Origin of the sequence: Candidatus Alcyoniella australis, from assembly GCA_030765605.1 — a bacterium.
Taxonomy (GTDB): Bacteria; Lernaellota; Lernaellaia; order JAVCCG01; family Alcyoniellaceae; genus Alcyoniella; species Alcyoniella australis.
Map to the genome: position 1 here is coordinate 16,819 of JAVCCG010000095.1, position 20,807 is coordinate 37,625.

17 protein-coding genes are annotated in these 20,807 nt (G+C 63.9%); 15 read left to right on the plus strand and 2 right to left on the minus strand.

Annotated elements, in window-relative coordinates:
- Positions 1–38: 38 nt before the first annotated feature.
- Both P9M14_10785 and P9M14_10790 read right to left on the minus strand, forming a co-directional pair.
- On the minus strand, positions 39–257 hold the full coding sequence (locus P9M14_10785; GenBank protein ID MDP8256224.1) for a hypothetical protein: 219 nt from the start codon (positions 255–257) through the stop codon (positions 39–41).
- A gap of 12 nt (positions 258–269) precedes the next feature.
- Positions 270–737 (minus strand): hypothetical protein, encoded by a 468-nt coding sequence (locus P9M14_10790; protein ID MDP8256225.1) that lies wholly within the window; start codon positions 735–737, stop codon positions 270–272.
- 927 nt (positions 738–1,664) lie between these two features.
- Between P9M14_10790 and lnt the strand changes: the two genes are divergently transcribed.
- The 15 genes from lnt to P9M14_10865 all read left to right on the plus strand — a co-directional run bounded on the left by lnt (position 1,665) and on the right by P9M14_10865 (position 20,796).
- Positions 1,665–3,488: an apolipoprotein N-acyltransferase gene (lnt, locus tag P9M14_10795; protein ID MDP8256226.1), complete on the plus strand. Its 1,824-nt coding sequence runs from the start codon at positions 1,665–1,667 to the stop codon at positions 3,486–3,488.
- Positions 3,489–3,563: 75 nt separating this feature from the next.
- Complete coding sequence (gene prfB / locus P9M14_10800) at positions 3,564–4,622, plus strand: peptide chain release factor 2 (protein MDP8256227.1); 1,059 nt, start codon at positions 3,564–3,566, stop codon at positions 4,620–4,622.
- Complete coding sequence (lysS, locus tag P9M14_10805) at positions 4,619–6,157, plus strand: lysine--tRNA ligase (GenBank protein ID MDP8256228.1); 1,539 nt, start codon at positions 4,619–4,621, stop codon at positions 6,155–6,157. The genes prfB and lysS overlap by 4 nt, the downstream gene beginning before the upstream one ends.
- Positions 6,158–6,166: 9 nt before the next feature.
- Positions 6,167–7,495, plus strand: coding sequence for an ABC transporter permease (locus tag P9M14_10810; protein MDP8256229.1), 1,329 nt, complete (start codon positions 6,167–6,169; stop codon positions 7,493–7,495).
- Positions 7,488–8,192 carry an ABC transporter ATP-binding protein gene (locus tag P9M14_10815; GenBank protein ID MDP8256230.1) on the plus strand — a complete coding sequence of 235 codons (705 nt, stop codon included), beginning with the start codon at positions 7,488–7,490 and terminating at the stop codon, positions 8,190–8,192. Before P9M14_10810 ends, P9M14_10815 begins: the two co-directional genes overlap by 8 nt.
- Positions 8,189–10,495: an outer membrane protein assembly factor BamA gene (gene bamA, locus P9M14_10820; protein MDP8256231.1), complete on the plus strand. Its 2,307-nt coding sequence runs from the start codon at positions 8,189–8,191 to the stop codon at positions 10,493–10,495. The genes P9M14_10815 and bamA overlap by 4 nt, the downstream gene beginning before the upstream one ends.
- 23 nt (positions 10,496–10,518) lie before the next feature.
- A complete protein-coding gene (locus tag P9M14_10825; protein MDP8256232.1) occupies positions 10,519–11,085 on the plus strand; it encodes an OmpH family outer membrane protein in 567 nt (188 codons plus the stop codon).
- 22 nt (positions 11,086–11,107) lie between these two features.
- Entirely contained in the window at positions 11,108–12,136 is a 1,029-nt protein-coding gene (lpxD, locus tag P9M14_10830; protein ID MDP8256233.1) for a UDP-3-O-(3-hydroxymyristoyl)glucosamine N-acyltransferase, read from the plus strand.
- Positions 12,133–12,597 carry a 3-hydroxyacyl-ACP dehydratase FabZ gene (gene fabZ / locus P9M14_10835; GenBank protein ID MDP8256234.1) on the plus strand — a complete coding sequence of 155 codons (465 nt, stop codon included), beginning with the start codon at positions 12,133–12,135 and terminating at the stop codon, positions 12,595–12,597. Before lpxD ends, fabZ begins: the two co-directional genes overlap by 4 nt.
- Positions 12,594–13,370, plus strand: a complete 777-nt coding sequence (lpxA, locus tag P9M14_10840; GenBank protein MDP8256235.1) for an acyl-ACP--UDP-N-acetylglucosamine O-acyltransferase — start codon at positions 12,594–12,596, stop codon at positions 13,368–13,370. Before fabZ ends, lpxA begins: the two co-directional genes overlap by 4 nt.
- 10 nt (positions 13,371–13,380) lie before the next feature.
- A complete protein-coding gene (locus P9M14_10845; GenBank protein MDP8256236.1) occupies positions 13,381–14,340 on the plus strand; it encodes a Gfo/Idh/MocA family oxidoreductase in 960 nt (319 codons plus the stop codon).
- Positions 14,330–15,157: a UDP-2,3-diacylglucosamine diphosphatase LpxI gene (gene lpxI, locus P9M14_10850; GenBank protein MDP8256237.1), complete on the plus strand. Its 828-nt coding sequence runs from the start codon at positions 14,330–14,332 to the stop codon at positions 15,155–15,157. The genes P9M14_10845 and lpxI overlap by 11 nt, the downstream gene beginning before the upstream one ends.
- Positions 15,157–16,722 (plus strand): hypothetical protein, encoded by a 1,566-nt coding sequence (locus tag P9M14_10855; protein MDP8256238.1) that lies wholly within the window; start codon positions 15,157–15,159, stop codon positions 16,720–16,722. The genes lpxI and P9M14_10855 overlap by 1 nt, the downstream gene beginning before the upstream one ends.
- A gap of 10 nt (positions 16,723–16,732) precedes the next feature.
- The gene (locus tag P9M14_10860) at positions 16,733–18,754 is read left to right on the plus strand and encodes a hypothetical protein (GenBank protein MDP8256239.1); all 2,022 of its coding nucleotides are present in this window, start codon (positions 16,733–16,735) and stop codon (positions 18,752–18,754) included.
- Positions 18,751–20,796: a hypothetical protein gene (locus P9M14_10865; protein ID MDP8256240.1), complete on the plus strand. Its 2,046-nt coding sequence runs from the start codon at positions 18,751–18,753 to the stop codon at positions 20,794–20,796. The genes P9M14_10860 and P9M14_10865 overlap by 4 nt, the downstream gene beginning before the upstream one ends.
- Positions 20,797–20,807 lie beyond the last annotated feature (11 nt).

Sequence of the window (20,807 nt, forward strand, 5' to 3'; positions counted from 1 at the left end):
GTCTGTATGCCGTTTGGACACCACGGCCCAGGGTTGGGTTAAGTCCAGCGGTCCGGTTTTTCCCGGCGGCTCCGCCGGTGCTCCAGGTAGACGTTGAGAAACGTATACAGGTTGAGCACGATCGCCACGCCGACGATGATCCGAAACAGCGGCTGCTGGAAATGAAAAAAGAAGAAGATCAGCGCGCAGAACATCACGATGTTGAACGCCAGATTCAGCCCCGCTGCTCCGCGTTGTCGCATATCGTTAGTCGGCATCGCGCAATCTCGTCAGTGCATCAGGCCGAACAGCTCGTCGATCTGCCATTGGTTCGCCTGTTTGATCATTCGTACCTGCTTGCCGTTGATCAGCACCAGCGCCTCGCGATCGGCCGAGGAGACGATGCTCACCTCGGGGCGGCCGTTGCCCGGGCTGGGCCCGGCGGGCAGCACCGCGACCTGAAAGGCGTAGGCCTGTTTGAGCATGCCGCTCAGGGCCTTGATCTCGTAAACGTACTCTTCGCCCGCGATTTGCAGGTAGTTGTTCTCGAAATAGCTGCGGGCCTGCGGGCTGAAGCAGTTGATCAACTTGCCGTAGGCCATGCCATCCACGCTGTGTTCGAGGAAATAGGCGTTGCTGATGTAGTAGGCGGCCGTGGACTGCGGCGTGGCCAACTCGGGGTTGTCGTGGTTGCCGCAGCCGCTACATGCCAGAATCATAATACCGGCGATCAGCGCCGCTCGTGCTATTGCGATCATCAATACCTCGATGGATAAATCCTAGCACAGATTTTATGGGGGAGATAAAGATCGATAAATCGATCTTTGTGTGTAGGCTCGCCGAGGGCACCTTTGAGGTGCCCGCAAAACTCGCGCAGTACGACCATCATTGTTCAACGCCAAGCCCCGCGTCGCGGAGAGCATTATTGAGTCATAAAACAGGTGACGCTCGCGAGTATCGTGCCGGCTCCAAGCCGGCAGCGCGTTCTCAAAGAAGGTTTGTTCATCGAGAGAAGATGTTCCGCACGATTGTCGACCATAGAACGTGGCGTGGCACCTGGCACCGCAAACTGCGCGTATCAGCCGACCCACGGATGAGACCGCGCTGAGCGAGCAATCGCGCTTCCGGCTTAGTGCTGATCCTCGGCGAGCAGGGTGGGGTGGGAATGCGGCGCAGCATGTTCCATGCTGCGCCGCCGCCTCTCCTCCCCAGTTCGCGGGGTGTTCGAAATTAATTTTGAGGTGGACTGAGCGGCGTGCTTTTCCACGTGCATGTCGAAGAAAACGTGCGTCGAGAACCCTGTAAGGCTGACCTACTGACTGTTGAGGGTCGCGGATACTGTCAAAGGGGGCATGCACTCCGATATTAATAAATTTTGAGACAATGCCCTGCTCGCGCCCACCTAATAATGTTATCCAACATTATTCTCCACCCCCATCTTTCTACGCGGGGCGGGGCGTGGCATTAGGACCAGCGGACTGCGCGAGCCTTGCCCCCGGCTCAAAGCCGGGCGCGGAGAGGCTCGTTGGATTACGACCATGGTTGCTCGCGTGCATTGCTGCGGCTCGAAGCCGCCGCGGCTGATGGCCGCTGGTAAGCCGCCGGCCTTTCCACGGATCAATCGATCGAGTATAATCCGCCGATTTTTAAACCGGTTTGTAGATTAACAAAGAAGTGATGCAGCGATGAAACCGCTCTGGCGCTACCTATTGACCGCGATTTCCGCCCTGGCGGCGGCAGCGGTATTTCCGCGCCTCGAGCTGTATCACCTGGCGTGGTTCGCGCTGATCCCGGCCCTGGCGGCTATTCCGGGAGCCGGTCGTAAGCAGGCGTTTTGGCTGGGATTTGTCTTCAACGTAATCAACAAGGGTTGCTGCTGCTACTGGCTGGTTTACACGATCAACTACTACGGCGAGTTCCCCTTGATCGTGGCTCTGCTGGTCTTTGCCTTGCTGCTCGCGGCCATGGGCGTGCTGTTTGCACTGCCGTGGTATTTGCTGGGACGGATCGTCAACGAGCTACGCGTGCCGCTGGTCGTGGCCGCGCCCATCATTTGGACCGCCTACGAACTGCTGATCTCGCGCTTTCTCGGCGGATTTCCCTGGACGCTCTACGGCTACGGCCTGTGGCCCGACCTTTACGCCTGCCAGCTGGCCGACGTGATCTCGGTCTACGGCCTGAGCCTGTGTTTGGTGCTGATCAACGCCTGCCTGGCGCAGGTGGCGTTTTGGATCGCACGGAACCGCCGCAGCTTTCCAGCTGTCGCAGTGATAGTGGCCGTGCTGACGGTCGTGGCGCTCTATGCCTACGGCCTGTGGCGCGTGCCGCAGATTCAACGGGCAATCGACGGGCAGACCGAGCTGAGGGTGGGAGTGGTGCAGGGGAACATCGATCAGTTCGAGAAGCGCGCAGGGGATCGCAATCAGATCCTCGACAAGTACCGTGCGCTGAGCATGCAGGCCGCAGTGTTGCAGCCGGATCTGATCGTCTGGCCCGAGACCTCGGTGCCCGGGTATCAGAATCGGCGCAAGCGGCCGCGGCCGTTCGTGGTCGAGCTGGTCAAGGAAGTCGGTGTGCCGATGCTGCTGGGCATGCCCAGTAAATACGTGCCCACGCGCGAGACGCGGGTCAACTACAACAGCGCCTACCTTTATTCGGCCCAAGGCCAGGTGCTGGGCTCGTACGACAAGAATCACATGGTCCCCTTTGGCGAGTTCGTGCCGCTCAAGCCCTGGCTGCGGGTGGTGGCGCCCGAACAGGCCGGCCGCACCCTGGGCTTCAGCCCCTCGGGCAAGTACAACGTGATCAAGCCCGCGCCCGGACCGCTGGGTGTAATTATTTGTTACGAGGCGATCTACCCCGGTCACGGCCTGCGCCTGGCGCGGATGGGTATCGACTACTTCGTCAACATCACCAACGACGTCTGGTTCGGCGACACCTCGGCCCCGCCGCAGCACCTGCGGATGACCGCTATGCGCGCCATTGAGAACCGACGCTGGATCGTCCGCGCGGCCAACACCGGCATTTCGGCGCTGATCGACCCCCTGGGTCGAATCAGCAACGCGACCGACTATCGGGTGGACGCGCAGTTCGTCGGCACCATCGGCCGACTGCGGATCCAGACGCTGTTTCAGCGCATCGGCCTGCTGATCCCGGCGCTGTGCTCGCTGGCGGCGCTGCTGGCGATCGCGATTTTAGCGGCTCGCGGTTGGGGAATTTGGGGATTGCTCGGTACTCTGGCCTTGGCAGGAGCCGGTCTGTGGCTATACTCTGCCCAGGATCACAGTGCAGGGCTGTTGGTGATTGGCGTGGGCCTGTGGCTGGTCCAGCGCGCCAGGCTGATCCAGCGTGGACGCAAGCGCAGCTTTGCGGCGTTCATCGCCCTGGGTCTGATCTGGCCGTTTTTCGGCTGGGTCGGCTGGGGCGTGCCGTTCGCCCTGGGGCTGTTCGCGTTCCAAGTGCTGCCCGCGTTGGCCCTGGGACGGATGATCGCGCGCCGCCGCGCATAAGGAGAGAGATAATGAATCCTGAGATCAGAGCCAAGATCGGCAAGGCCCGCGAACGGCTCGACGAACATCGGAGGTATCTTTGACCTGCCTGTGCTTATCAAGCGGGTTACCGAAATAGAGCAGAAGATGTCCCAGCCCGGCTTTTGGGACGAGCGCGAGAACTCACAGCAGCTGGCCCAGGAAAAGTCCAACGCCGAATCGTCGATCACGCTGTTGAACGGAATCGCCCTCGAGATCCAGGACGCCGGGGTATTGTTGGAAATGGCGCAGGAGGCTGACGACGAGCAGACCGCATCCGAGGCCGGCGATAAGATCGACCAAGCGTTGCGCAAGTTCGACCAGCTGGATTTGGAGCGGATGTTCTCCGGCGAGCACGACTCGGCGAACGCGATTTTGCAGATCCACTCCGGCGCCGGCGGCACCGAGGCCTGCGACTGGGCCGAGATGCTCACGCGGATGTACACCCGCTGGTGCGAGCGCCGGGGCCACAAGGTCGAGCTGATCGATTCGATGCCCGGCGAAGAGGCCGGGCTCAAGAGCGCCACGTTGGGCGTGGAGGGCAAGAACATCTACGGCATGCTCAAAGCCGAGGTCGGCATCCACCGACTGGTGCGCATCAGCCCCTTCGACGCTCAGTCGCGGCGGCACACCAGCTTTGCCTCGATCTTTGCCTATCCCGACGTCGAGGCCGACCTCTCGGTGGAGATCGACGAGAAGGAACTGCGCATCGACACCTACCGTGCCTCCGGCGCGGGCGGCCAGCATGTGAACAAGACCTCCTCCGCGGTGCGCATCACGCATCTGCCGACCAACATCGTAGTCCAGTGCCAGAACGAGCGCAGCCAGCACAAGAACAAGGCGCTGGCGCTCAAGGTGCTCAAGGCGCGGCTGCTGCGGGTCAAAGAGGAGGAGGCCGAGGCCAAGATGGCGCTGATGCACGCCGCAAAGAAGGAAATCGCCTGGGGCTCGCAGATCCGCTCCTACGTGCTGCAGCCCTACCGGATGGTCAAGGATCACCGCACCAGCTTTGAGAAGGGCAACGTCGACGATGTGCTCGACGGCAACATCGACCAGTTCATCGAGTCGTATCTGAAGATGGTCGGCGGAGCACAGACAACGGAGAAGGCAAAGTGAGCGACGATCGCAAGCGACCCGACGCGGAGCAGGACGCGCCGCAACAGCAGGACGAACACCAGCTGATCGCGGTGCGCCGCGAAAAGCTGCGTGCGCACGAGCAGGCCGGCAATCCGGCCTATCCCAACGACTTTAAGCCGACGATCACCACCGTCGGTCTGCACGAGATCTGCGACGGTCAGACCCTCGAACAGCTCGCGGCCGATGATCGCGGCTTTAGCCTCGCGGGCAGGATCACGGCCCTGCGCGATCACGGCAACACCGTGTTTCTCGACCTGCTGGACCGTAGCGGTCGGCTGCAACTGTACGTCAACCGCAAGTCCGCGGGCGACGAGCTGCTCGAGCTGGCCAAGCGGCTGGACTGCGGCGACATCGTCGGCGCCGGTGGCACGGCGTTCCTCACGCGCCGCGGCGAGCTGAGTCTCAACGTCTCGCAACTGCGTCTGCTGAGCAAATGCCTGCGGCCCTGGCCCGAGAAGTGGCACGGGCTGAGCGACATCGAGGCGCGCACCAGGCAGCGCTACCTCGACCTGGCGACCAACAGCGATAGCCGCGAGACCTTCCGCATTCGCAGCCGTACCGTGACCGCGATTCGCGGGTTCCTGGACTCGCGCGACTTCATCGAGGTCGAGACCCCGATGATGCAGCCGATTCCCGGCGGCGCGGCCGCGCGGCCGTTTGTGACCCACCACAACGCCCTGGACATGGAGCTGTACCTGCGCGTGGCGCCGGAGCTGTATCTCAAGCGACTGCTGGTGGGCAACCTGGAGCGGGTCTACGAGATTAACCGCAACTTCCGTAACGAGGGGATATCGACTCAGCACAACCCCGAGTTCACGATGCTCGAGTTCTACCTGGCTTACGCCACGTACACCGAGCTGATGGAGCTCACCGAGCAACTGTTTGCCGAGGTGGCGCAGGGCGTGCTGGGGCGTACGCTGATCACCTTCCAGGACCAGGAGATCGAGCTGGCGCCGCCGTGGCAGCGGCTGACCCTCGAACAGGCCGCAGTGCAGCTCGGCGGGCTGCCAGCCGAGTCTGTGGACGACCGCGCTGCGCTCGTCGATTTTTGCGATCAGCATCAGATCTCGGTGGACGAGGATTGGGGCTCGGGCAAGCTGCTGCTTGAGATTTTTGAGAAGCGTGTGGAGCATAAGCTGATCCAGCCGACGTTCATTCACGGCTACCCGGTCGAGGTTAGTCCGTTGGCCCGCCGTGCGGACGAGCGTCCCGAGCTGACCGACCGCTTCGAGTTCTTCATCGGCGGCCGCGAAATCGGCAACGCCTTTTCCGAACTCAACGACCCGGTGGACCAGGCCCAGCGCTTCGCCGCCCAGGTCGAGGCGCGCGCCGCGGGCGACGACGAGGCCCAGCCCTACGACGAGGACTACATCCGCGCCCTGGAGTACGCCATGCCGCCGGCGGCAGGCGAGGGGATCGGCATCGATCGCCTGGTGCAACTGCTCACCGATCGCGCCAGCATTCGCGACGTGATCCTTTTTCCGCTGCTGCGGCCCGACGTCAAAGGGGAGTAGACCAAGCCGATGCGCTTTGAGGTCAAAGTCGGACTGCGGTTGCTGATGCCGCGCCTGAACCAGCTGCTGCTGGCCGTGATCACCGTGATCTGCGTGCTGGGCGTGACCGTGGGCGTGGGCACGCTGATTTTGGTGACCTCGGTGCAGGAGGGGCTTTCGCGCGACATGCGCGAGAAGTTCCTCGGCGCATACAGCCATCTGCTGGTGCTCGATCCGCCGGTGTTTGAGGGTTGGCGCGAGGTGCTCGAGCAGGTGCGCGCCTTTCCGGGGATCGAGCAGGCCAGTCCGTTTGTCTATTCCGAGGTGATGATCAGCTCCGAGACCGGCGTCTCGGGCGTGGTGCTGCGCGGCATCGACCCGGATACCGTGCCCACGGTGGTCGACACCCTTGATCTATCCGGAAGCAAGGGCGGGGCCGGAGTACTGTTGCGCGGCAGGTTGGCCGACCTCAAACGCGACGAGGACCAACTGCCTGGGATCCTCCTGGGCATTCAGCTCGCGCGCGACCTGGGCGTGCTGTTCGAGGGCGAGACCGTCAACGTGATCTCGCCCCAGGGCGAGCAGACGCCGTTTGGCGCCATGCCGCGGCTCAAGCGTTTCGAGGTGGTCGGGATCTTCGAGTACGAGATGTTCGAGTTCGACGCCAAGCTGGCCTACATCACGATCCCCGAGGCGCAGAAATTCTTCGACGTGGGCGATCGGATTACCGGCGTCGAGTGCACGCTGAACGATCAGGACCTGTTCCGTGCTTCGCAAATCGCCGGACAGGTGCAGGACTATCTGCACGGGCCGTTCCGCGACCGCGACCGGGTCTCAGGGGCGCTCTACGGCGCAACGGGCGGGGTCTACGCGCCGGAGCACTTCATCGTCAAGGACTGGGAGCAGATCAACCGCAATCTGTTCTCCGCGCTCAAGCTCGAGCGTCTGGCATCGTTCCTGATCGTCGGGTTGATCGTGTTCGTCGCGGCGATGAACATTCTCTCGATCCTTTATATGAACGTCACCAACCGCCGACAGAGCCTGGCGATGCTCAAGGTGATGGGCGCGACCAGCGGCTCGATCATGCGCATCGTGCTCTTCCACGGCCTGATAATCGGACTGCTGGGCAGTCTGCTCGGCGGTCTGCTGGGCGGATCGCTGACCTGGATGCAGGAGACCTACCACATGGTTCCGCTGCCGCCCGAGGTCTACAACATCGACCACGTGCCCGTGGCCTTCAGCCCGGCGAACTACGTGATTATCGCCTTGATCGCCATGGGCAGCACGATGTTCTTCAGCGCCCTAGTGGCGATGGTCGCCGGGATGATCGACCCGGTGCGGGTGTTGCGCTATGAGTGAGCGTACGCTGATCCAGGTGCGCGATCTGCGCAAGTCGTTCAACTCGCCCGGCGGCGAGCTGACGGTGCTCAGCGAACTGCAGATGCAGATCAAGGCCGGCGAGCTGCTCGGAATCGTCGGCGCCTCGGGCGTGGGCAAGACTACCTTGCTCTACATTCTGGGCGCGCTGGAACGTCCCAGCGCTGGCGAAGTACTATTTGAGGGCCGTGCCGTGAACTACGCCAACGATCGCAGCATGGCGCGCTTTCGCAACACCAACGTCGGCTTCGTGTTCCAGATGCACCATCTGATTCCCGAGTTTAACGCCCTGGAAAACGTGACGCTGCCGCTGCTGATGCGACGGGTGACCAACCGGCAGGCAGTCCAGCGCGCGAGCCGCGCTCTGGAGCAGGTCGGGCTTCGCGATCGGCTGCGCCACATGCCCGGCGCACTTTCCGGCGGTGAACAGCAACGCGTGGCGATTGCGCGCGCACTGGTCACCGACCCGCCAATGGTGCTCGCCGACGAGCCCACGGGCAACCTCGATCGCGACACCGGTGATCGGGTGTTCGAGCTTATCAGACAAATCAATGGCTCCCTGGGTACTACTTTTGTTATAGTCACGCACAATGAGCGCCTGGCCGCCCGCATGGACCGTGTGGTTCAGCTTGAAGGCGGGATGGCATTGCCGCGTTTCCCCGAGGCTCCGAGGACATGACCCGCGTAAAAACTTTTGCCCTGACTATCTTTGTGCTCATCCTGCTTACGGCCGCCAATGCGACGGCCCAGGGAAAGAGCGTGATCGCCCTACAGGTCGAGGGCAACCAGCGGATCGAGAGCGATGCGGTTCTCGACCGCGTGCTGACCCGCGTCGGGCAACCGATCGACATTTTGGCGCTGGATAAAGACCTGCTGGCGATCTGGGAGATGGGATTTTTCTACGACGTGCAGGTCGACGTCGAGCAACGCGACAACGGCGTGGTCGTGACCTACGTTGTGGTCGAGAAGCCCTCGGTCAAGGAATTCGTCTACGAGGGAAACCGCAAGCTCAAAGACGACAAGCTCAACGAGGTGGTCACCCTGCGGCCGAACACGATCCTCGACGAGGCTTCGATCAAGGAGAACATCGCCAAGATCGAGAAGCTCTACTCGGACGAGGGCTACTTCATGGCCGACGTGGAGTACCGCATCGAGCCGCTGGAGAACAACCGCGTGCGCGTGGTGCTGGTGGTTACCGAGTACCGCAAGGTGATGATCAAGAAGATCAACTTCGTCGGCAACTCGGAGTTTGACGACGAGGAGCTGCGCAAGCAGATCATGTCCAAAGAGAACGACCTGTTCTCGTGGGCGACTTCGACCGGCATTTACCGCGAGGACATGTTCGAAAACGACATCGGCCTGCTCACCGCCTACTACCTGGACAACGGCTACATCAACGTCCAGATCGACCCGCCGCTGATCAGCCTCTCGCCCGACCGGCGCTGGATGTACATCACGGTCAACATCGACGAGGGCGAGCAGTACAACATCGGCAAGGTCGACGTTGACGGCGACCTGCTGTTCGAGGCCGAGGACCTGCTGGAAATGGTCCACAGCAAGCCAGGCGAGGTCTTCTCGCGCTCGGTGCTGATTCGCGACATCGAGCAGCTCACTTCGCGCTATACCGACATCGGCTTTGCCTTTGCCGACGTCGAACCCAAGACCAAGGCCGACGAAGAGCAGCGCAAGGTCGACCTGGTGTTCGTGATCCGCAAGGGACAGCTGGCCTACGTCGAGCGGGTCAAGATCGTGGGCAACGACTCGACCCGCGACAAGGTGATCCGCCGCGAGCTGCGGATCAACGAGGGCGATCTGTTCTCCGGCCCGGCAGTGCGCGCCAGCAAGCAGCGGCTGATGCGGCTGGGGTACTTCGAGGAAGTCAACATCGTCACCGAGCGCGGCTCGAGCCCGGATCGAGTCAACCTGGTGATCAGCGTCACCGAGCAGATGGCCGGCAACTTCCTGATCGGCGTGGGCTTCAGCTCGCTGGAGAACTTCGTGGGCAACGCCCAGGTCAGCCACTCGAACCTGCTGGGCTACGGCCTGAAGGTCGCGCTGACCGCCGAGCTGGGCAAGTTCCGCCGCAACATCGACCTGAAATTCGTCGAGCCCTATTTGTTCGACTCGCGCTGGATCATGCGCCTGACGCTGCTCAACTCCGAGCGCGACTACTACACCTTCGACCGGCTGGACAAGTCGGTCTCGCTGCGCTTCGGCCACCCGCTGGGCTGGGACGTAAACGGCTACGTGGGGTACGCCTTCGAGGAAGTGGAGATCGCCAAAATCGCCAACAACGCCTCGGCGTTTCTGATGCTGCAAAAGGGCGTGACGCGCACCAGCTCGCTGCTGCTCAGCGTCGAGCGCGAAACGGTGAACAATCCCTACGATCCCTCGCGCGGCTCGCGCAACCAGCTGGGCATGGAATACGCCGGTCCGACGTTGGGCTCGGAGATCGAGTTCCTCAAGTACACCGGCCAGACCCGCTGGTACGTGCCTGTGCGTTGGGGGATCGTGATGATGTTCAACGCCGAGGCGGGCTACGGCCAGCCGCTGGAGGGCGGACGGCTGCCGATCAGCCAGCGCTACTTCCTCGGCGGCATCAACTCGGTGCGCGGCTTCTACTCGCGCTCGCTGGGTCCCGAGCAAAAGACGGTCACCGCCTCGCGCAGCGACGATCCGGCCACCAAGCTGGTCGAGGTCACGAGCAACATCGGCGGCAATAAATACGCCCAGGGCAACGCCGAGCTGGTGTTCCCGATCGTCCCCAGCCTGGGGATCAAAGGCCTGCTGTTTTACGATATCGGCAACGCCTTCATTGAGGAGGAGCCGATCGAATACGGCCAGCTGCGCCAGGCCTGGGGCTTCGGCGTGCGCTGGTTCAGCCCGATCGGTCCGCTGCGCTTCGAGTGGGGCTTCCCGCTCTACCCGCAGCCGGGCGAGGAAAAACAAAACTTCGAATTCGGGATCGGAACGTTCTTCTGATCTGATTTGAAAGGGGGAGGGCTATGCTACGCCCTGCAGTGAAATACCTGGCCTGTTTGGGACTGATCGCCGCGGCGCTGATGTTGATCGGTCCCAGTGCGGCGCGGGCTGCCGAGATGAAGATCGGCTACGTCGAGATGCAGCGCGTGCTCGACCTGACCGATCGCGGCAAGCAGATCATGCGCGATCTGGCAGCCAAAAAGGACGAGCTCGAGCTTAAAGAGCAGACGATGAAGCTCGACATCATGAAGATGGAGGACGATCTGCGCAAGACCGGCGAAGCGCTGTCCGAACAGGCGTTGCAAGAGAGGGTCGGGCTGCTCGAGAAGAAATACTACGAGTACCAGCAGTTCGTCTCCACGGCCCAGATGCAGTTCGAGGGCCAGAAGATCAACGCGTTAAAGGGCTTTATCCAAGACATCCAGACCATCGCCGCGCAGGTTGCCGGCGAACAGGGCTACGCGATTATTTTGCTCAAGGTCGAGGATGTGTTCACCGAGAGCTCGATCATCCTCTTCGCCGACCCGGCCTACGATCTGACCGACGAGGTAGTTCGCAGGATCAACTCCCGCGGGTCGGGCCAGAAGTAGTCCTGCGAACGGAGGGTCGATGGTGGCCCAACACAAGACCCTGGCCGCTTTGGCGGAACTGACCGGCGGAGAGCTGCGCGGCGACGGCAACGTCGAGATCCAAGACGTGGCCGCGGCCGAGAAGGCCGGTCCGGGCAACATTACCTTCGCGGTCTCCCCACGCTACTTGGCAAAGGTTAGACAGCTGCGACCGGCGGCGGTGATCGTCGACGCGGCGGTCGAGGACCTCGATATTCCGCAGATCGTACATCCGCTGCCGCAGTTGGCGTTCATCCAGATCGCGACCGAGTTTCACTATCGCGAGCCGCTGCACGGCGGAATCAGCGATCAGGCGCAGATCCACGACACGGCGAGCGTTGACCCCGATTGCACGGTCTATCCCTTGGTGTTCATCGGCGCGCGTTCGCGCATTGCCGCAGGCTGCCGGCTGCACCCCGGGGTGGTGATCGGCGAGGACTGCGTCGTGGGCGAGGCCAGCGAACTGCGTCCCAACGTCACCCTTGGCGACGGCTGCGAGATCGGCAGGCGTTGCTTGCTGCATGCCGGGACCGTGATCGGCGCCGACGGCTTTGGCTTTTTACAGGTCGGCGGGACCCACGTCAAAGTGCCACACTACGGCACGGTGCGCATCGAGGACGACGTTGAGATGGGCGCCAACTGCACGGTCGACCGCGCGGTTCTGGGCTTCACCCGCATCGGCGAGGGGAGCAAGTTCGATAACATGGTGCACGTGGGTCACAACTGCGATGTGGGGCGCAACGTGCTGCTGGTGGCCTACGTAGCGCTTGCGGGCTCGACCGTGATCGGCGACGGCGCGATCCTCGGGCCGCGTTCGGGAACCGGCGACCACGTGCGCATCGGCGCGGGCGCGATCGTGGCCGGAATGTCGGGCGTACATAAAGATGTGCCCGACGGCGCGATGGTCGCCGGGATGCCCGCGTTCGACGCCCATCTATGGCGGCGCTTCGCCGTGTCGCAGAAACGGCTGCCCGAGCTGATATCGCGCGTGCGCGAACTCGAGCGCCGGTTGGCGCTGATCGAGAAAGAATGACCATCGACGATCTTCCGTCGGCCCCGTTTGGCCGGGAGCAGATCGAGCTACTGCTGCCGCATCGCGGGCCGATGCTGTTGATCGACGTCATCGACAGCTACCACGTGCCCGAGCGGATCAGCGGTCGCAAGCTGGTGCAGACCGACGAGCTGTTTTTACAAGGACACTTTCCCGGACGACCGGTACTGCCCGGGGTGATCGTAATCGAGGCCATGGGGCAGGTGGCGGCCTGTCTGGCCTATCTCTCGACGCCCGCACAGGAGCGGCGGCTGGGGATCCACCTGATGAGCCTCGATCGCGTCAAGTTCCGCCGGCCGGTGCTGCCCGGCGACGAGCTGCGCTTCGACGTGCGCACCCTGCGCGTGCGCGGTCCGATCTGGAATTTTAACGCCAAGGCCTACGTCGAGGACCAACTGGCTGCCCAGGCGCGCTACCTGGCCGCCTTTGCCGAGGAAACATGAGCATTAAAATTCATCCCACGGCCGTGGTCGATTCCGCGGCGCAGCTTGGCAAGGGCGTGGTTGTCGGCCCGGGCTGCGTGATCTGCGCCGGAGCGTCCATCGGCGAGGACTGCACACTGGTGAGCAACGTCCGGGTCGAGGGGAACACCACCATCGGGCCCGGCGCGCTGATTAAGCACGGCGCGAGCCTTGGCGGCGATCCGCAGACCATCGACTACGGCGGCTGGCCGACTTTTCTCGAGATCGGGCCCAAGGCCTGGATCGGCGAGTACGTCACCGTGCACCGCGGCAGTAAAGAGGGCGCGGCCACCCGGCTGGGCAGCGAGGTCTACATGATGGCCTACTCCCACGTTGGGCACGACTGCCAGGTGGGCGATTGCGTGATCATGACCAACTACGCGGGGCTGGCCGGGCACGTGACCGTCGAGCAACGCGCGATCATCGCGGCCTACGGCGGTGTGCACCAGTTCTGCCGCATCGGAACCTATGCGATGCTCGGGGCGCACTCGGGAGTGGGCAAGGACGTCACCCCCTATACAATCGTCCAGGGGGTGCCGGCAGTGCCGCGTTCGCTCAACATCGTCGGGCTGCAACGGGCCGGATTTTCCGAGCAGACCCTTGCACAGCTCAAGAAGCTGTATAAACTCTTTTTCCGTTCAAGCCTGGACACGTCTCAGGCGGTCCAGCGCGCCCGCCTCGATCTCGAGCCGACCGAACAGGTCGAGCATTTTATTGCGTTCGTTGAGGCCAGCGAGCGCGGAATTTGCAAGTAGGAGAGAACCAGTGAGCAAGATCAGAGCCGGTGTGGTCGGCGTCGGACATATGGGACGCTTTCATGTTTCAGCATACACCGAGATCATCGACGTCGAGCTGGTGGGAGTCTGCGATGCCGACGCCCAGCGTGTGGCGAAGGTCGCCGAGCACTACAAGACCAGGGGCGTGACCGACTACCGCGAGATGTTCGGCGAGGTCGATGTGGTGAGCATCGCCGTGCCCACCGAGCTGCACGTGCAGGTGGCGCGTGACTTTCTCGAGGCCGGCATTCACGTGCTGCTTGAAAAGCCCATCGCCCGTTCGTTCAGCGACGCCCACGAGCTGTTTACCTTTGCCCAGGAAAAGGACCTGGTGCTGCAGATCGGCCACGTCGAGCGTTTCAACGGCGCGATCAATGAAATTAAAAAGATCGTCGAGAACCCGACCTTGTTTGAGAGCCGTCGCATCGGGCCGTTTACCGGTCGCAACTCCGACGACGGCGTTGTGCTCGACCTGCTGATCCACGACATCGACATTGTGCTCCAGCTTTCCAACAGCCCGCTGGTTCAGATGCAGGCGATGGGACGCTCGGTAGTCAGCGGACGCGACGACCTGGTGACCGCGCAGCTGCGTTTCGAGAACGGCTGCATGGCCCACCTGCTGGCCAGCCGGGTCAGCGAGGAGAAGTCGCGCACCCTGGCCGTGACCCAGCCCGGCGCCTACATCTTTCTGGACTACACCGACCAGGAGATCCACATCCATCGCCAGGCCAGCTCCGAGGCGGTGGTGACCACCGAGCAGCTGCGCTACAAGCAGGAGAGCATCATCGAGCGACTGTTCGTCTACAAGGGCAACCCGCTCAAGCTCGAGCTGCAACATTTCATCGGTTGCGCGATGAAGGGCGACGAGGTGCGCGTCAGCCCCGAGGACGAGCTGCGCAGCCTGCGGGTCGCCTTGGACATCCTCGACGGCATCGGCAATGCCGTCTGATCCGATCCCCTCGACTGTCGGGATTGTCGCCGGCGGCGGCACAATGCCCGCCGAGGCCCTGCACGCGCTAAGAGCGCGCGGGCGGCGCGTGGTGCTGGCCGCGATCCGCGAGAGCGGCGCTGTCGATCCCGGGGCCGACGCCTTTGCCGAGCTATCCGTGGGACGGATCGGCGAGCTGGTGAGCTTCTTCAAGGACAACGGCGTCCGCGATCTGCTGGTGCTGGGCAAGCTTGACAAGGGCCTGCACTTCGCCGGCATCGAGTTCGACGAGTTGGCCCTGCGCGGCCTGGCGCTGATGCAGGACCGTACCGATATGAGCCTGTTCGGTGCGGTTGTGGCGGTGCTCGAGGAACAGGGGCTGCGCCTGCTGCCCCAGGATGCGGCGCTCTACGACCTGCTGTGCCCGGTCGGGACCATGGGCAAAGTGTCCGTCGGTACGTACGCAAAGGACGTGCAACGCGCCCTGAGTCTGGCTCGCGAAATCGCGCGCCTGGACATCGGCCAAAGCGTGGCCGTACGCGAGGGACTGTGTCTGGCCGTGGAGGCCGCCGAACATACCGACGAGATGATTAAGCGTGCGGGCGCGCTGCCCGGCGGCGGCACGGTGATCGCCAAGGTCCCGCGCCCCGGACAGGACCCGCGCTTCGACGTACCCACGGTGGGCCCGCAGACGATCCGCACGATGGCAAAGATCGAAGCCGCGGGCCTGGCCCTGGCAGCGGGCGCGGTGTTCGTGATCGATTCTGAACAGACAATCCGACTGGCTGACGAGGCTGGGATCTTCATCGTCGGCCAGCGGCTCCCCGGGGGAAGCTGATGCGGCTGTTGATTAGACTGACGCTGATCTGCGCTTTAACCCTGTGCCTCGCGGGCGCGGTCTGGGCCGACGAAAGCGGCGGCGACGACGAGGACGGCGACAATGACGACGACGGCGCGAGCGTCGAGGACCTCGAACGGCGCGTGTCGCGGCTGGAGCAGCAGAACAAACGGCTGCGCGGCGACTCCCAGACCCTGGTCTTTCCCAACGGCTGGCAGGTCAAGTTCGAGGGCGAGCTGCGCAACCGCGCGCTGATCGAGGCCAACACGCTGAACAACTATGAGAACTTCGCCGGGGTCCGGGTCTACGCCTACGACAAGCGCTCGACGTTCAAGAACGACTACGGCTGGTGGGACATGCGCTTTGTCAACAAGCTGGTGGTCGACTTCGGCTACGGCGCGGAGCTGGGGATCAAGCTCCAGCTGGGCGACATCGTCTGGGGCAGCCACGCGCCGGTCTACGGCCTGGGCGGCTCCGATAAGTTCGACCAGGTCACCTTGCAGTTCCGCGAGCTGTACGCACGTTGGTCGATCTGGCCGATCCCGCTGTACATGGAGGCCGGCCGCACGCGCTTCGACCTGGGGCACCGGATGCTGATGGGCGGCGAGTTCGACGGCGTCAAGGCCTGGTACCAGCACGAGTACTTCAACGTCGGATTCTGGTCGGCGCGGCAGTACGAGGGCGAGAATTACGAGATGAGCATGCAGACCAACGACGATGAGGACACCTTTGTCCTCAGCGTCGAGGGCTACCCGGCGCAGCAATCGGTGGTCGGCGCTTACGGCTGGATCAACGACTGGAAGGTCGTGGCGCAGCCCAGCTACCCCGACCCGAGCTCGCCGCTGTACCTGCTGCCGGCGTTCGAGCAGGACCTGTACACCGAGCAGAACAGCCAGCAGTGGGACGTCGGCGTCTGGACCGAGTTGCGGCCCAGCAACCTGATCCGCATCAAGGCGCAGTACGACCATCAGTTCGGCAAACTGATTCACAGCGAGGACTACCCGGACCAGCCCGATATCGAGTTCAAGGGCTTCGCCGGATTCGCCAAGCTCGACTTTCTCTGGAGCGAGGATCGCAACATGATCTTCCTCGCCGGCGGTTACGGCTCGGGAGACGACCCGGACACAGTCGACTACGAGGGCTTCTTTGCGCCGGACAACCGCTTCGGGATCTACGAGGAGGGGATGGACGAGTACGCGGAGCACGGCTACTTCGCGGTCTACGAGCATCTCTCGCCCGGCGCCGGAGTGCCCGGCAGGCTCAAAGACGACCTGGGATCCGGCGGCGTGGAAAACACGATCTGGGCCAACGTGGGCTGGGACTCCTCGTGGCAGGCCAACCACCACTACTACGTGTCAGTGGGCTACATCCAGGCCGCGCGCGAGAACCCCTACACCGACTCCGCGCTGATCGGGATCGAGAACGACGTGCGCATCGACTACCTGTTCTCCAACAACGTGGTGTTCTCGATTTACGGAGGACACCTGTTCATCATCGGCGACTACTTCCGCAACGATGCCCACGATGCGGCGCAGCTCTACTTCGAGTGGAAGCTGCTGTGGTGAAGAGCGGCGATTGTCTGAAGCACTAGCGCGTAACATCATCCTGCGCATAGCCGCGCTGCTGATGACGGCGCTGCTGTGCGCAATGTTCTGCAGCTGCCGCGACCAGCGGCCGACCACGACGCCGGAGCAGGGTGTAGCGCAGCCGATTGTCGAGCCGACCCCCGAGATGCCCGCCGCATTGCCGTTGCCCGCCACCGTGGGGCTCGAGGGCGCGCCGGTCTATGTTGCGGGCGAGGTCGGACCGGACCTGGTGCTGCGCCTGACCGCGGGCGAAGCGGGATTGCCCACGGGTACGCTGCTGCGCGTGACTCTGCCCGGCGAAAGTTGGAGCGTGCCCCAGCTCGAGCGCGGTGAGGATTCGGGTTACATCTCGTGCAAAATCTCCGGCAGCGAACCGTTGATAACAATTCACGCCCGGGGTACGGGCCGCATTCCCAGCCGCAGTCGCTCGGTGGTCGACGTGGAGCTGACCGCGGACCTGGCAACGGGTGAGCCTGCGCTGCTGCGCTACGTCAAGCCGCGGGTCCAGCCCACTGCCGGTCGGGTCGCAATCCGCGCGCAACTGCGCCTGCCCGGAAACACGGAGCCGCTTGAGCTGGAAAGCCCGAGCCTAAACGTGGAGCCCGGGCCGATGGTCTGGGTGCGTGTGCTCGCGCCCAGCGACGTGATCGTCGGCCAACCGTTCAGCGTCCGGCTGCGACCGCTGGACCGTTTGGGCAACCTGGCCCGCGCACAGGCCGGTCGCTACAACCTCGAGCTGATGCGGCCGGGCAACACTGCGGGCCGCGAGGTCGACCTGCTGCACCCCCAGATCGAATGGACGGTTGACCAGCCGACCAGCGGCTGGTTCACGCTGTTTGCCCAGGACGGCTCGGTGGCGGGCAGGGCGCAGCCGTTGATTGCTCATCAGGCGCAGCCGCAGTACGTGCGCGCCTGGGCCGACCTGAGCTTTCACTCCGGGCTCTCCGACGCGTACGCGCCGATCGATCCGGGCCAGGCGTTCGCCTACGCCCGCGACGTGTCGGGGCTGGACCTGGCCTGCCTGACCGACCACGCCGAGGGGATCTGGAGCGATCCGTTGAGCTCCGAGGAGTTCAGGCGCAGCGTTGCCGAGGCGCAGCGCGCGAGCACGCCGCAGTTTTTAGCCCTGGCCGGGTTCACCTGGACCGGCTCGTTTTTCTGGGATCAGGAGTATCCCGAGGGTCCGGGACACGCCCACGTGCTGCCGCTGGGCGAGGTGGTTGAGCCCTGCCGGGCCGACCTGGAACAGTGCGACGAGCCGCAGGAACTGTTTGCGCAGTTGGACGGGGCCGACGCAGTGGCGATCTGGGAGCACAGCCTGACGCAGTGGGGCGCGGCCGATTTTAGCGCGTTGCCGCTGCCGACAAAGCTCGCGCCGCTGGTGCAGATCTACTCGTACTTGGGTTCCAACGAGTGCGTGGACTGCAAACCGCGGCAGCGCGAGGGCACGGGCGATTCGCGCCACAGCGTGCAGGCCGCACTGGTGCGCGGCGAGCACGTCGGATTCAGCGCCTCGAGCAACAGCCTCTACGGCCATCCTGGTCTCGGACGTTTTCCGGGATACGCCGGGCCCGAGGAGGATGCCGGCGGCCTGACCTGCCTGCTGGTCAGCGAACGCGGCAAGTCCGGGTACCTTGAGGCGATCCGCGCGAGGCGCAGTTACGCCACCACCGGCATTCGCCCGCTGATCGACTTCAGCTGCGCCGGTGCGCCGATGGGCGGCCGGGCCCAAAGCGACGGCCCGCCCCAGTGCCGCTTGGCCGTGACCTGCGCCGCGAACATCGAGTCGATCGAGATCGTCAGGGGCGGCGCGGGCTGTCGGCTGCCGCTGGAGAGCGTGCTCAACTCGCGTCCGGACGCGCGCTCGGCCGCCTTTGACTGGATCGACCGGGACTTCGACGGCGCGGCGTTCTACTACCTGCGTGTGACCGACGTCAACGGCGAGCGGGCCTGGACCAGCCCGATCTGGGTCGACTCCGCGCCGCAGCCAGAGGCCACGGCGGAGCAGTGAGGATCAGCGCGGCGGCGATCATCACGTTGTTGCTCGCTGCGATGCTTGTCGCCTGCGGCCCTTCAGCGGCCGAGCAACAGGCCTGGCGTGACGCGGCGCGTTATATTCGGCCGCATCTGGATCAGCGCGACGTGATCGTGGCCGACAGCGTAAGCAGCGCCCAGGGGCTGTTACGCGGGATCCACGGCGATCAGCCGTTGCCGTTGCTTGCTCCCGCGCGCTCCGGAGAGTCGAGCATCGCGACTTACGAAAATCTGACCGTGCTGGTGCTGCCCCACGACGCCGAGGCAATCGGCGAACTGATCCGCGAGCAACTCGGAGAACAGACAAGGTTCTGGCTGTTACGTGACGAACGAAAATCCCGACCAGCCGCGGAATTGATCGCGGACCAAGGCCTGGCCGTTGATCGTGCGTTGTTTGACGAGCGCTTCAGCGTAACGCGGATGCTCTATCCGCGTCCGCCGTCATGGGGCACGCTGCTCGATTTACACACCGTCTCCGGCGCGCCGCCCGAGCTGTCGGGTAACTTGGTGGGCATGCTGCGCGCGCCGCTGACCTACGGTCCGCAGCAGGCTGCACTGGCCGCGCTTAAGGGACTGATCGCGGGCCTCGATCCCACGCGCGGCATGCTCCCTTGGTGCGGTATGGCCCGCGACTCCAACGGCTGGAGCGGCAGCCACTGCGGCACGGACTGGGTGGTCGGCGCGTCAACGGACCTGGAGGGACTGCTGTTGTTGCGCCGCGCCTGCGGATCGGACCACGGGGTCGAGGCCGAGGCTGCGTTGCGACGCGGGTTGCTTGGTCGGGCGATGAGCGACGGCCTGGTCTACCGCGAGGACGCGGCCTTCTCCGATCTGGAGGCGGTGATTGCGGACCAAGCTTCGTATCTGAGCATGCTTGCCACACGGATCGAGCTCGATAACGCCCAGTACGCGCGCGTGCTGGTCGGCGCCAACGTACGCGGGCTGCTGTTGCGCTCGGAGTCGGGTGCACACGGCCTGCATTTGCCCGAGGCGAGCTATTTTCCCGACCGATCGGCCGGCTGGACTGCGGGCACGGTCGACTGGTACGACGAGGCGCTGCTGCTGCCGGGTTTGGCGCGTGCCTCGGCGCTGATCGACGACCCGCTGCTTGAGCAGCTGACCAACGGCCTGGCCGAATACCTTGAATACGAAAGCGGCGCGTACATCAGCGCTGGAGACTACAGCGGCGAGCCGTTGCCCTATCTGCGCGGGCTGCGCGGCCTGCTGATCCATGCGCACAATCGCTCAAACGAGGCGCTGGCAACGCGGGTGCGCGAGCGGCTCGATCCGTTGTTCGACGCTCCGTTGGCACCGAGCATGCACACACGGTGGACCGAAGATCCCGATGCACTGGCCGAGCTGATCCAGATCGCGCTGTTGCTGGGCGAGCAGGATCCGCGCTATTACGAGCATGCCGAGGGACTGGCGCGAAATCAGCTGCGCACCTGTCAGTGGCCGATCGAGGCCGATCCGGCCGTGGCCGGATCGTTTGACAACAATTGCGCGGGAATCTGCCGTGGCAACCAGACCGCCGGACCCACGACCGCGGCGGTCGCTATCGCGCGGCTGGCCCTTAGCGCGGTGCTCGGTCGCGACGGGCGCTGTCGCGTCAACCTGCTGTGTAACAGCGCCGACCCGCTGCTGGTTGTGCTAAGCGAGCTGCCCTACGCCGGTCGGATCGTGGTCGAGGCCAGGAACGATTGTCAGGCCGAGCTACGCATTCCACCCTGGGCCACCAGGCTGACGTTGGACAACACGCCGGTGCCCGACGGGGCCTGGAGCAACGGCTACCTCGACCTGGGAGTAATCGAGGCCGGCCAGCGCAGGGAGCTGGGCTTCGCAGTGCCCGAACGGTTGGAGAGTCCGACCGACGGCGGACTGAGCGTGTTGTGGCGCGGCAACGTCGTGGCCGCGGTGATCTGGGCTCAAGCCTGCGACGATCCATCGTACTTAGGCGACGTAGCGCACTTCGAGGGCGAGGCGCCCCGCGGCATGGTCAACCTATTCGTCGCTGATTAAACTAGATCAGA

What these genes read in the sequence shown, in the direction of transcription:
- P9M14_10785 (MDP8256224.1), bottom strand. Translation starts at nt 257, where the DNA reads ATGCCGACTAACGATATGCGACAACGCGGAGCAGCGGGGCTGAATCTG.
- P9M14_10790 (MDP8256225.1), bottom strand. Translation starts at nt 737, where the DNA reads ATGATCGCAATAGCACGAGCGGCGCTGATCGCCGGTATTATGATTCTG.
- lnt (MDP8256226.1), top strand. Translation starts at nt 1,665, where the DNA reads ATGAAACCGCTCTGGCGCTACCTATTGACCGCGATTTCCGCCCTGGCG.
- P9M14_10810 (MDP8256229.1), top strand. Translation starts at nt 6,167, where the DNA reads ATGCGCTTTGAGGTCAAAGTCGGACTGCGGTTGCTGATGCCGCGCCTG.
- P9M14_10815 (MDP8256230.1), top strand. Translation starts at nt 7,488, where the DNA reads ATGAGTGAGCGTACGCTGATCCAGGTGCGCGATCTGCGCAAGTCGTTC.
- bamA (MDP8256231.1), top strand. Translation starts at nt 8,189, where the DNA reads ATGACCCGCGTAAAAACTTTTGCCCTGACTATCTTTGTGCTCATCCTG.
- P9M14_10825 (MDP8256232.1), top strand. Translation starts at nt 10,519, where the DNA reads ATGCTACGCCCTGCAGTGAAATACCTGGCCTGTTTGGGACTGATCGCC.
- fabZ (MDP8256234.1), top strand. Translation starts at nt 12,133, where the DNA reads ATGACCATCGACGATCTTCCGTCGGCCCCGTTTGGCCGGGAGCAGATC.
- lpxA (MDP8256235.1), top strand. Translation starts at nt 12,594, where the DNA reads ATGAGCATTAAAATTCATCCCACGGCCGTGGTCGATTCCGCGGCGCAG.
- lpxI (MDP8256237.1), top strand. Translation starts at nt 14,330, where the DNA reads ATGCCGTCTGATCCGATCCCCTCGACTGTCGGGATTGTCGCCGGCGGC.
- P9M14_10855 (MDP8256238.1), top strand. Translation starts at nt 15,157, where the DNA reads ATGCGGCTGTTGATTAGACTGACGCTGATCTGCGCTTTAACCCTGTGC.